The organism is Protofrankia coriariae, assembly GCF_001017755.1.
GTDB lineage: Bacteria > Actinomycetota > Actinomycetes > Frankiales > Frankiaceae > Protofrankia > Protofrankia coriariae.
Genome location: NZ_JWIO01000030.1, coordinates 28,582 through 39,560, shown reverse-complemented (window position 1 = coordinate 39,560; position 10,979 = coordinate 28,582). Strand labels below are relative to the sequence as shown.

The window sequence follows — 10,979 nt, the reverse complement described above, 5'->3', positions numbered from 1 at the left end:
CCGCCGGCGGACGAGGCCGCCGGTGGGCGCGGGCGGCTGGAAGGCGCTAGAAGGCGAGGGCCTGGGCCCGGCGTTTGACCTCCCGGCCGCGGTTCTCCGCCAGGGCACGCACAGGGGTGCCGGGCAGGGTCGGGTCCTCCCGGAAGAGCCAGTCCAACGACTCCTCGTCGGAGAAGCCGGCATCGGAGAGCACGGTCAGCAGGCCCGACAGGCCCTTGAGCACCGTGTCGTCCTGGATGAACTCGGCCGGAACCCGCAGTACGCCATCTGAGCGCACGGCGAGCAGTTTGCGATCCCGCACCATCTGACGCACGCGCGTGATGGGTACCCCGAGCCGGTCAGCGACGTCGGGCAGGGTCAGCCACTCCACGGTCAAAGTAAACACCGAGAAACGGCTATTGGTCATACCGGGGTGAGGGTCGTGCGGGGTGATGGTCATACCGGCGCGACAGGCCCCCCATCAGCGGCCACCGACTGACTGGCCGCCTCCATCACGGCGACCACCCGCCGGGCCACCTCCGCGGTGTACTGCATGGGCCAGCCGGAGACGAGCAGGTCGGCGAGCTGGTTGTGGAAAACCGAGGTGACCGGTGCCGGCGGCAGCGGCAGCCTGGTCCGGCTGCCGTCGGCGGCGACCAGGTTCAGGTGGACGGCGGGGGTGGCGAACATCCGCTCGGCGTGTCGCCCGGACCGCGGGCCGGGGATGACCGGCTCGGTGGGGACCTCGCTGACGATCGAGCCGGCCGTTCCGATCACGTGGAACCTGGGCAGTGCCGCGGTGGCGAGATCGGAGATCGTGATCTGGGCCTCGGTACCGCTGGCGAAGTGCAGCAGGATACGGGTGTGGTCGGCGTTGCTCACGTGGTGCCACACCCGCTTGTGCGCGGTCGCCGACACCCATTCGACGGGCCCGGCGAGCAGGTCGAGGATCCAGTCCAGGGGGGCGAAGCCCCGGTCGTAGACGGCCCCGCCGCTGACCCGGGCATCGTCGTGCCAGGTCCCGGGCGGGCGCGTGTAGGCGCCCTGGAACGTCTCCAGCCACAGCACGTCACCGATCGCACCCGCTCGGACCGAGCTCTGCAACGCACGGTAACCAAGATCGTCTCGCTGGTCGGGATGGACCGCCAGGATGAGCCCGCGCTCGGCGGCCAGGCCCGTCAGCTCGTCGACTTCCCGAGTGGTCAGGCAGAACGGGTGCTCGACCACGACGTGCTTGCCGGCCTCGAGCGCCCGCACCGCCCACTCCGTGTGGGTGTGCGTCGGAGTGGCGATGATCATCAGATCGATCTCGGAGTCGTTCACCAGGTCCGCCGGATTGGCGATCCGGCGGACGGCGCGGTCCCCGCCGCGTCCCGGCGGGCGCGACGCGCCATCACAGATCGCGGCCATCTCCAGGCCTTCGGTGACGTCGACGGCCATGTGGTGGAAGGCGGCGGACTCGGCCGTCCCGAGCAGCCCCACCCGTACCGGCGGCGCGTCCCGCACGCCGAGGGCGTGACGCAGCCAGCGTCCGATCAGACGGTGGTAGGCGGGATCGGCCAGCGTCCGGTCACCCGAACCGAGCGTGAGCATGCCCAGGCCCGTTGACGGACGCCAGGTGCACACCGGATGCACGGTCAGCTCGTGACGCACCATCAGCAGCTGTTCCACGTCGTCGGCGAGCTTGTCGGGCACGACCCACTGGTCGACCGGCCGGAAGTCACCGAGCCGGGTGGTGAACTCCGCGCCGTCCGGGCCCGGCAACAGCCACAGTTCGTGGACCGGCGTCACCTGGCCCGGCACCAGCCCGGACGCCTCCACCAGCGGGCTGTCCGGCGGCAGCGACCGCAGGGTGGGGCCGGCGAGCAGCACCGGGACGGACTGGCGGGCACGGTCGAGCACGTCCTGCTCGCCGCTGTCCAACGGTCGGTCGATGAGGACGAGCAGCGCATCCGCGGACCGCGCGGAGGTGGGCCCGAGCCCCGCACCCCTGAGATGGTCACCGAGTGCGCTGGCGCCGGGAAGGTTCGAGACCAGGTGAATCCGGGGCACGCAGGCACTGTAGTGAATTAGCCCACCGGCAAAGCGACGGGGGTCCGCTCAGGAAACACGGACGGCAAAGAGGATCAACGCAGGAGGACCAGCGTGGGAGGATCTGTGTGGGAGGCTCAGCGCGGCGGCGTACCCGTCGGATCACAGCCACCGGCCGGCGCGCCCGTCCACAAACCCCGCACCCACAGCCACAATCCGTGCCAGGTCGGTACGGGTAACCGATGTCGGTTACGACATGTCCGGACGTAGACGGCGGCGGCGATCCGGCCGGGCAATCGGCGGCGGAGCAGATTTCCCAACAGCCGCCAGGGCTGCCCGGAGATGGCCAGCCACGTGGCCACCGCCTGCGCACCCGAGCACGCCGTACCGTCCACCGTGCCGTCTGGCTTGCCGTCCGCCTCGCAGCCCGTGCGGTTGCCCACGTCGCCGTTCACGTCGCCGTTCGTGTCGACCCACCAGACGGCCTCCCGCGCCTGCCGCTCGGTCAGGCCGAGTCCGCGCAGATCTACCGCCTGCCAGGGCTGGACGTCCGGCACCGGGCTGAGATGGCGGGTGAGAAGGGCGACGGCGGCCTGACAGAAAGCGCAGTCACCGTCCCAGACGAATACCGGGCGCGGGCGCGCGCCCGTCTTCCCGGGCGAATACCGGATGTTCCCGGGCGAATACCGGATGCCGACACCCGTGGACGTCCGGTTTTGACTCACTGGCGGCCTCCCGACCCTCGCGCCAGCGGTCCTTACGACAGCCGGCCCTATCAGCATCCGGCTCTATCAGCATCCGGCCTTATCCGCATCCGGTCCTGTCGACAGCCGGATCTGTCGACAGGTCGGCCGTCCCGACATCTGTGCGCTGTCCCGGCATCACGCTCATCCCGGCCATTCCGGGATGCGGACCGCTGGCCGCGCGAAAAACCATGGTCGCCGCCTCCGGCGGCCCGGCTGCCGTGTCGGCCCGGCCGGCAGGGGCGGCACCGGCCCNGCGGCACCGGCCCGCCGGTGTTCGGGCGGACGGCCCCGTCGCGGCGCCGGCCCACCCGTTCATACTGGGATGGGTTCGGATCGACTGGGATGGGGTATGACCCTGCGACGGGTTGGGCACAGGTATGGCCGTGGTGCCGGATTCCGGCGCCATCCACGGGCGCTCTAAGCTGTTGACCGTGGACGCGACCGTCGCAGACCCCGTCATCGGACGGTTGCTGGACGGGCGCTACACCGCGCAGGAACGCATCGCGGTCGGCGGTATGGCGACGGTCTACGTCGCCCACGACAACCGGCTCGACCGGCTGGTCGCCCTGAAGGTCATGCATCCCGCGTTCGCCCACGACGAGGACTACCTCCGCCGCTTCCAGCAGGAGGCCACCGCCGCCGCGCGGCTGAACACCCCGTGCGTCGTCTCCGTTCTCGACCAGGGCCGCGATCACGGTCCCAGCGGCCCGGTGATCTACCTGGTGATGGAGCTGGTGCGGGGCCAGACCCTGCGCCAGCTCATCGGCAGCCGCGGGCGGCTGACCCCCACCGAGGCCATCGAGATCATCGAGCCGGTCCTCGAGGCGCTCGCGGCGGCCCACAACGCGGGGATCATCCACCGCGACATCAAGCCGGAGAACATCCTGCTCGGCCATGACGGCCAGGTGAAGGTCGCCGACTTCGGGCTTGCCCGCCCGCTGAACCAGGCAACCCATGCCATGACACAGGGTGTCGTAATGGGGACCGTTGGCTACTTGGCGCCCGAGCAGGTCAGTGACGGCTCCGCCAGCCCCCGCAGCGACGTCTACGCCGCCGGGGTCGTCCTCTACGAGATGCTCACCGGGGTGCTGCCCCACACCGGCAGCACCCCGATGTCCGTGGCCTACCAGTCGGTGCACGGCGAGGTCCCCGCGCCGTCGGCGGCCGCGGAGGGCATCCCGGCCGAACTGGACGCACTGGTGCTGCACGCCACCGCGCGTGACCTGGACATGCGCCCGGCCGACGGCACCGCCATGCTCGACGAGCTGCACCGCGTCCTGCCCTACCTGCCGGCGCCGNCCTGCCGGCGCCGGCCGCGGGCGCTGTGCACACCGCGGCGCCCGGCGGCGGGGTGCACAGCGCCCGCGGTGCCGGCGCTCGCCGGCACAGCCGCCCACGGGCGACCGCCGGCTTCGCCCTGGGGAGCCGGCGGTCGCCCGAGTGGCGCTACCGGCTCCTGTCACGCCGGTTCCGCGGCAGAAGGCCGGTGCTGGCGGCCGTGATCGCGGCTGTCGTCCTGCTCTGCGGGATCGTCGTGGCCAGCAGGGCGCTGTCCGGGCCGGGCACGGCGCCGGTCCTCCCGCTGGTGGGCCTCGACCAGGCCGCGGCGGTACAGGCGCTGACCGACGCCGGGTTCACCGTGGCCTACGACGAGGCCGCCACCAGCGACACCATCCCCGCCGGAAAGGTCATGTCGCAGGAGCCGGCCAGCGCCGTCAGGGCGGCGCGCGGCAGCACCGTGCGGATACGTCTGAGCCTGGGCCGGGCGAAGGTCCGGGTGCCGGACGTCGCCACCCTGTCGGTGGCGGAGGCCCAGGCCCGGCTGACCCGCCAGCAGCTCAACCTCTCCACGACGCCACGCACGGAGGCCAACGACACGATCCCGGCCGGCAATGTGATCAGGACGGAGCCCGCCGTCAACACCGAGCTCGCTGCCGGCGCCCAGGTGACACTGATCGTCAGTTCCGGTCCGGCCATGGTGGTCGTCCCCAACGTGATCAATGTACCCATCGCCACGGCTCAGTCCCAGCTCGGCGCTCTCGGCCTGAAGGTGACACGGCTCGACGTCAACGACGAGACCGTCCAGAGCGGGAACGTCATCCGCACCTCCCCCGACCCGGGGCAGCCAGTCGCCCGCGGCTCGGTGGTGACAGTGCTGGTGTCCAAGGGGCCGGTGGACGACGAGGACCGCGGCGACCTGGTCGAGGTGCCCAACGTCATCAATCAGAAATATCAGAACGCGGCCCGCGAACTGCAACGCCGTGGACTGCGGCCCGAGCGCAACGGCTTCGTCTTCTTCGACGACATGGTGGTCAGAAGCACGGATCCGCCCCCTGGTACCAAGGTCAAAAAGGGCACCAAGGTGACCCTCACCGTCGGATAGTCCCGGTAATCGTCACATGGCTGTTCCAGGCGGGCATTTTTCCCGGCATACTTCGGCTGTCCGGACGAATCACCCTCGGCCGTGGGGGCGGGATGCGTGCCCGAACGGGGTGTCCCTGGTCATCATGGGGACCGACGGTGTATCCGGGTGGTAGCGAGCCCCCGGTCGGCACACCGTACTAGGGGGAAACAGGGGGGACTCCGGTGGGAGTACTGCTCACGGGGCGACGAGCCGAGCGTTTCGACCGGCTGGTCGACGGCGGATCGCCGGCCGCTCACCCGGATGACCGCGAGCGGCTGGCCGTGGTCGCGGCGCTGCGCGCCCACGAAACGGTGTCGCCGCGCCCCGAGTTCCGTACGGCGCTGCGCGCCCAGCTGCTCGCCGAGAGCCTGACCGCCGGAACCGGAACTCCGGAGACCGCCGCCGCGGCCTCACCGGCGCCGGGCGCCACGACCCCCGACACCCCGAAAACCCCGGCCTCGACGGCAGACGCGCCATCGGCGAGAGGCCCGGAGTATCTCGTGCGCACGCCCGCCCAGCGGGGCCTGTTCGCCTGGGCCACCGCGTCCCGGACGACCCTCGCCCGGCCCACCGCCGGCCCGCGCCCGATCCTGCTCGGCGCCCTTGCGGCGTCGGTGATGGTGACCGGCGTCGCCGTCGGGACCCATCGGGCGGTCCCCGGCGAGCCGCTGTACGGGCTCAAGCTGCGTGTCGAACACATCCAGCTCGACCTCACCGGCAGCCCGGTCGAAAAAGCCAAGATCCATCTCGGCATCGCCCGTACCAGGCTCAGCGAAATCAATTCGATCATGGACGACGGGCGGCTGCCGAAGAAGACCGTCGAGGTGCGCGACCTGCTGGCGGCCTGGCAGCAGGAGGCGTCCGCCGGCGGGAACGTCCTGGTCACCGAGGCCCGTAACGGCAGCGAGGACGCTTTGCGGACCGTCCAGGACTTCACCGACGACCAGTCGCGGGACCTGCACATCCTGCTGGACAATCTGCCGGACGGCCCCCTGCACACCATGACCGCCGAAGCCCTCGACTACGTGCACGGCGTCCACAACACCCTCGACACCGGCGAGCGCACACCGCCCGCGAAGGACGCCCCCGGCCGGGTGGACGCCTCACGCTCGCCACGACCGGCCCCGTTCTCCGTCTTAACCCCTCCCGTGGCCGCGAGCCCCTCCGCCCGCCCCGGCGGCAGCCCCACGCCGCCGCAGCCGACCCACTCCACGGACGGCGCCCACAGCCCGCAGGCACCGGCCACGCACGCCTCCGAGCAGCCGTCCGCCCCGACCGACGCGACGCCCACCAGCGTGCCCAAGGCGCCGGAGACACCGCTGCCGGCCGATACGGACGAGCCCGTCCAACCGGTCAGCACCGGCACCGGCGGACCGGTCTGAGCACCTGTCGGCCCGGGCATTCCCAGGCGTCCCCGACAGAAGATGATCATTCGGTCTGAACACATGATCATCAGAATCGCGATCATCGGTCGGGGATCGCCTGCCGCGGCCCGGGAGGAACGCCGGCCCGCGGCCACCGCGTGGGATCACCCCGTGGGGATCAGCGGCCCTGTGAACGGGCCACGTTGATCTGCTGCAGCATCTCCGCCACGAGGAAGGCGAGTTCCAGGGCCTGACCGGTGTTCAGCCGCGGGTCGCAGGCGGTCTCGTACCGGCCGGCCAGATCCGCCTCGCCGATGCGCTCCCCACCACCGAGGCACTCGGTGACGTTGTCCCCGGTCAGCTCGATGTGGATCCCCCCGGGATGGGTGCCAAGCTGCCGGTGGACCTCGAAGAAGCCGAGCACCTCGTCCAGGACGTCGTCGAAGTGCCGGGTCTTCACACCGTTGATGTCCCGGGTGTTGCCGTGCATCGGGTCGCACGACCACACCACCGGATGCCCGGCGGAGTTGACCTTCTCGACGATCGCGGGCAGGACGTCCCGGATGCGACCGGCTCCCATCCGGGTGATGAGCGTGAGCCGGCCGGGCACATGGTCGGGGTTGAGCCGGTCGGCGAGGGCCAGCACCTCGTCGGGCGAGGCCTTCGGGCCCACCTTGCAGCCGAGCGGATTGCCGATCCGGGACATCAGGTCCACGTGGGCGCCGTCGAGGTCACGGGTCCGTTCGCCGATCCACAGCAGGTGCGCCGAAAGATCGTAGATCGAGCCGGTGGCGTCCTCCTTGCGGGTGAGCGCCCGTTCGTAGTCCAGCAGCAGCGCCTCGTGGCTGGTGAACAGCTCGACGCCGTGCAGCGTCGGCGTGCGCTCGAGATCGATACCACAGGCGGCCATGAACGACAGGGCCCGCTCGATGTCGGTCGCCATCACCTCGTAACGACGCCCGGCCGCCGAATCCCGCACGAACGCCTTGTTCCATTCGTGCACCTTGGACAGATCGGAGAACCCGCCGGTCGCGAAGGCACGGATGAGGTTCAGCGCGACCGCGCTGGCGTGGTAGGCCTCCAGCATCCGGCCCGGATCGGGCCGGCGGGCCCGCGCCGTGGCGGCGATGTCGTTGACCGCGTCACCGCGGTAGGACGGCAGCCCGGTGCTGGCCTCGATGTCGGCTGAGCGGGGCTTGGCGTACTGGCCGGCGATCCGGGCGACCTTGACCACCGGCACGCTCGCGCCATAGGTGAGCACGATCGCCATCTGCAGCAGCGTCTTCACCTTGTCGCGAATCTTGTTGGCGGTGTTCGCGGCGAAGGTCTCCGCGCAGTCGCCGCCCTGCAGCAGAAATGCCTCACCCCGGGCGACCGCCGCGAGCCGTTCGGTCAGAATCCGCACCTCGGGGGCGACCACCAGCGGTGGCAGTGTCGCCAACCGGTCGCGGACGGCGGCTAGTTCCCCCTGGTCCGGCCAGTTCGGTTGTTGTTTGGCCGGCAGGGCCCGCCAGGCGTCGAGTTCCTCCACAGTGATACAGGGTACGGCCCGGCCATGGGCGCACGTCGCCCAATCCCCGGTGTCACACCGTCCGGTGTCATCCGCCCCGTGCCACCCAACGGCATCCGGCCGGATGCCGGCTTCCCGGCCACTTTCCGGCCGGCCGCCCAGACTCCGCGGCCAATTTCAGCCGGTTCAGCCTGTTCAGCCGGTTTCCCGGCCCTTCGCGGCGGACTTCTCAGCCGAAGAAGACCTCGGCTTCGGCGTAGAGCTCCTCCGGCACCAGTTTGAGCTCCCGGGTCGCCTCCTCCAGCGGCACCCGGTCGATCCGGGTACCGTGCAGCGCCACCATCGTGCCCCAGTCGCCGTCGTGCGCGGCGTCGATGGCGTGCAGGCCGAAGCGGGTCGCCAGCCACCGGTCGAACGCCGTCGGGGTACCACCCCGCTGGACGTGGCCGAGCACGGTCGCGCGGGACTCCCGCCCCGTCCGCCCGCGGATCTCGGTCTCCAGAACGGTGGCGATCCCCTGCAGCCGGACATGGCCGAAGGCGTCGAGCTCCCTGTCCTTGACGACCAGCGAACCGGCCACCGGGACAGCGCCCTCCGCCACCACGATGATCGGCGCGTAGTGGGAGGCGAAGCGGTGCTCGACGAAGGCGCAGACCTTGTCGATGTCGAACGGCCGCTCCGGCAGCAGGATCACGTTGGCCCCGCCGGCCAGCCCGCTGTGCAGCGCTATCCATCCCGCGTGGCGTCCCATCACCTCGACGATGAGGACGCGGTGGTGGCTCTCGGCGGTGGTGTGCAGCCGGTCGATGGCCTCCATCGCGATGTTGACAGCGGTGTCGAAGCCGAAGGTGTAGTCGGTGGCGGACAGGTCGTTGTCGATGGTCTTGGGCACGCCGACGACCGGGATGCCCTCGTCATGCAGGCGGGCGGCCACCCCCAGGGTGTCCTCCCCGCCGATCGCGATCAGCGCGTCGACCCCGTGCGCAGCCAGGGTCCGCCGGATACGCGCGACACCGCCGTCCTCCTTGTAGGGATTTGTACGGCTGGATCCGAGAATGGTGCCGCCGCGTGGGAGGATTCCTCGTACCGCCTCCACCCCGAGCGGGACGGTGGCATTCTCCAGCGGACCTCGCCAACCGTCCCGGAAGCCGACGAAAGAATATCCGTAGACATCCGTGCCTTTACGGACGACCGCCCGGATGACCGCATTCAGCCCGGGGCAGTCCCCACCACCTGTCAGTACTCCGATCCGCATTCCATGCACCTCCTGGCGGGCCGAAGAAGGCGCGATCTTCCTTTTCTCGCGCCCGGCTCCCCTGATCACCCGATGCTCTTCGACCGGTGACGAGCCGCTCCTGTCAGTCCGGAAGCGTAATCCCACGGAGAGGATCGAAGAAACACATCCGCCGCCCGTGGCGCGGGAAATTCCCCGGCCCGGCGGCCGTACTTCACGGAAGTTTCGCCGCGATCCTCGCCACGATCCTCAGCGCGTGGGGGCCGGGGACGGGCAGGTCCGCAGCGGCGCCAGAACCCGCCAGCGGTCGAGATTGTGCCGGGCGTCGGCGAGCGCGTCGTGGGCGTCGGGCGGCGGGGGCGGCAGCGGTGGCCGGCCGACCTCCTCCCAGAGCTGGCGCAGATCCCGGGTGAAACGAGGAAGGAACCGGGGCAGGTCGGTCATCGTGCCGAAGAGCTGGCAGAGCACCACATGGTCGTAGGCGGCGTACCAGGCCCACAGTTCCGGCGGCCCGGCCGCGCCGAGGAAGGCGACGACGTCGGAGCGGATGCGCGCCCGCGTCCGCCAGCTCGGATCGGACGGCGGCGGAAGCTTGTCCAGGACGTTGCGTCGCACCCACGGCACGGCGAAGGCCGGGTCGAACTCGGTGGACACGGCGTAGTACTCCCGGCTGCCGTCCTCGCTGACGATCCCGATACTCACCAGATCCAGCCAGAGGTGACCCCCCTCCGAGCGCTCGATGAACTCGGTGTCGTAGAGATAGCGGCTGGCCACCGGTCCAGTCTGCCCGCCGGCCGTCCGAAGGGACGCGCTCATTCGCCGCGGGGGGAGGCCGGGCCGTGGCTGTGGTCGCGACGCAGCCTCGACCACAGCCCGGCGAGGACGACCGTCATCCCGGTGGCGCCGGCCAGCGGCAGTGCCCACAGCAGCATGCCGTTGACGTTCTCGTCAGCGCTGCGCCCATCGGCCCGGCCGGTGGCGGCCGGGCCGATGCCACCGCCGGTAGCCCCGGCCGGGGCCGTGGCGGCACCCGGGGCTGTGGTCGTCGCGCCGGCAGCCGGGCACGGATCACCAGGCGGCGGGGCGACCGGCGGGGCGCCGCNGGCGGGGCGCCGCCAGCGGACGCGGGCTCCACCCGGACGTCCACCCGGGCCGCCGCGGCGTCGGTGACCAGGCAGACCACACCCGCGCCGGGGGCCGAGACGACCGTGGCCCCCGACACCCGCACCAGGTAGCCGTCAGGGTAGGCCTCGGCCGGCACCCGGATCTCGGTCATCGCCCCGGGCCGGAAGACGTTCCCTGCCGGCGACACCGGCAGGTAGGACAGCGCGAGCAGCCGCCCGGACGGGTTGTAGGCCAGGCTCACCGGAACACCCGCGACCGCGGCCGGATAGGGCCTGGCCAGTGCGGCGAGGAGCGGGCCGGTGGGCGGCCGGTCGAAGAACCAGCCGATCTGGGTGCTCTCGGCGGCCGACAGCAGCCGCTGCACGGTCGCCGGATCCCCACCCGCCCAGCCGACCAGCAGCGCGGCCTCGTCGTTGGTCGCCGTGCTCGCGGTCGGGTCGAACAGGGCCGGGCCGCTGCGCCAGAGCAGATGATGGGCGTCCTCGAGCCGCACGGCGCCGGAGAGCAGCGGGGAGTTCGCCGACGCCTGGGCCGCCAGCTCGAAGCCGACCAGGCCGGCGACGTCACGGAAACGGCTCGACAGCCG

10 protein-coding genes (1 of these 10 running past the window's edge) are annotated in these 10,979 nt (G+C 71.3%); 3 read left to right on the top strand and 7 right to left on the bottom strand.

Annotated elements, in window-relative coordinates; all coding sequences use genetic code 11:
• Nucleotides 1–46: 46 nt before the first annotated feature.
• The 3 genes from FrCorBMG51_RS17365 to FrCorBMG51_RS25505 all read right to left on the bottom strand — a co-directional run bounded on the left by FrCorBMG51_RS17365 (nt 47) and on the right by FrCorBMG51_RS25505 (nt 2,735).
• Nucleotides 47–370: an Rv2175c family DNA-binding protein gene (locus tag FrCorBMG51_RS17365; protein ID WP_083730824.1), complete on the bottom strand. Its 324-nt coding sequence runs from the start codon at nt 368–370 to the stop codon at nt 47–49.
• A 65-nt stretch (nt 371–435) separates the two neighbouring features.
• Entirely contained in the window at nt 436–2,031 is a 1,596-nt protein-coding gene (locus tag FrCorBMG51_RS17360) for a Gfo/Idh/MocA family protein (protein ID WP_047224109.1), read from the bottom strand.
• Nucleotides 2,032–2,147: 116 nt separating this feature from the next.
• The gene (locus FrCorBMG51_RS25505; RefSeq protein WP_052914783.1) at nt 2,148–2,735 is read right to left on the bottom strand and encodes a thiol-disulfide oxidoreductase DCC family protein; all 588 of its coding nucleotides are present in this window, start codon (nt 2,733–2,735) and stop codon (nt 2,148–2,150) included.
• Between the two features lie 398 nt (nt 2,736–3,133).
• Here FrCorBMG51_RS25505 and FrCorBMG51_RS31635 point away from each other — a divergent pair, with 398 nt between their 5' ends.
• The 3 genes from FrCorBMG51_RS31635 to FrCorBMG51_RS17345 all read left to right on the top strand — a co-directional run bounded on the left by FrCorBMG51_RS31635 (nt 3,134) and on the right by FrCorBMG51_RS17345 (nt 6,542).
• On the top strand, nt 3,134–4,258 hold the full coding sequence (locus FrCorBMG51_RS31635; protein ID WP_476742190.1) for a protein kinase domain-containing protein: 1,125 nt from the start codon (nt 3,134–3,136) through the stop codon (nt 4,256–4,258).
• Complete coding sequence (locus FrCorBMG51_RS31630) at nt 4,243–5,139, top strand: PASTA domain-containing protein (protein WP_162233237.1); 897 nt, start codon at nt 4,243–4,245, stop codon at nt 5,137–5,139. The genes FrCorBMG51_RS31635 and FrCorBMG51_RS31630 overlap by 16 nt, the downstream gene beginning before the upstream one ends.
• Before the next feature lie 203 nt (nt 5,140–5,342).
• Nucleotides 5,343–6,542 (top strand): DUF5667 domain-containing protein, encoded by a 1,200-nt coding sequence (locus tag FrCorBMG51_RS17345; RefSeq protein ID WP_047224108.1) that lies wholly within the window; start codon nt 5,343–5,345, stop codon nt 6,540–6,542.
• A 160-nt stretch (nt 6,543–6,702) separates the two neighbouring features.
• On the opposite strand, the gene FrCorBMG51_RS17340 is transcribed toward FrCorBMG51_RS17345, so the two are convergent.
• From FrCorBMG51_RS17340 to FrCorBMG51_RS17325, 4 genes are all read right to left on the bottom strand, one after another.
• Nucleotides 6,703–8,055, bottom strand: coding sequence for a class II 3-deoxy-7-phosphoheptulonate synthase (locus FrCorBMG51_RS17340; RefSeq protein ID WP_235433680.1), 1,353 nt, complete (start codon nt 8,053–8,055; stop codon nt 6,703–6,705).
• Between the two features lie 208 nt (nt 8,056–8,263).
• Nucleotides 8,264–9,289 (bottom strand): 6-phosphofructokinase, encoded by a 1,026-nt coding sequence (locus tag FrCorBMG51_RS17335; protein ID WP_047224106.1) that lies wholly within the window; start codon nt 9,287–9,289, stop codon nt 8,264–8,266.
• Nucleotides 9,290–9,517: 228 nt separating this feature from the next.
• Nucleotides 9,518–10,084 carry a polyadenylate-specific 3'-exoribonuclease AS gene (locus FrCorBMG51_RS17330; RefSeq protein ID WP_047224105.1) on the bottom strand — a complete coding sequence of 189 codons (567 nt, stop codon included), beginning with the start codon at nt 10,082–10,084 and terminating at the stop codon, nt 9,518–9,520.
• Between the two features lie 73 nt (nt 10,085–10,157).
• Nucleotides 10,158–10,979: the 3' portion of a hypothetical protein gene (locus FrCorBMG51_RS17325; RefSeq protein ID WP_476742193.1), read on the bottom strand. The gene runs 87 nt beyond the window's last position; the window shows 822 of its 909 coding nt (coding positions 88–909); its start codon lies off the right edge, out of view — the gene reads right to left on this strand; its stop codon occupies nt 10,158–10,160.

Bases quoted from the DNA above. Each gene is read 5' to 3' on its own strand.
- FrCorBMG51_RS17335 (WP_047224106.1), bottom strand. From the start codon at position 9,289: ATGCGGATCGGAGTACTGACAGGTGGTGGGGACTGCCCCGGGCTGAAT.
- FrCorBMG51_RS17330 (WP_047224105.1), bottom strand. From the start codon at position 10,084: ATGAGCGCGTCCCTTCGGACGGCCGGCGGGCAGACTGGACCGGTGGCC.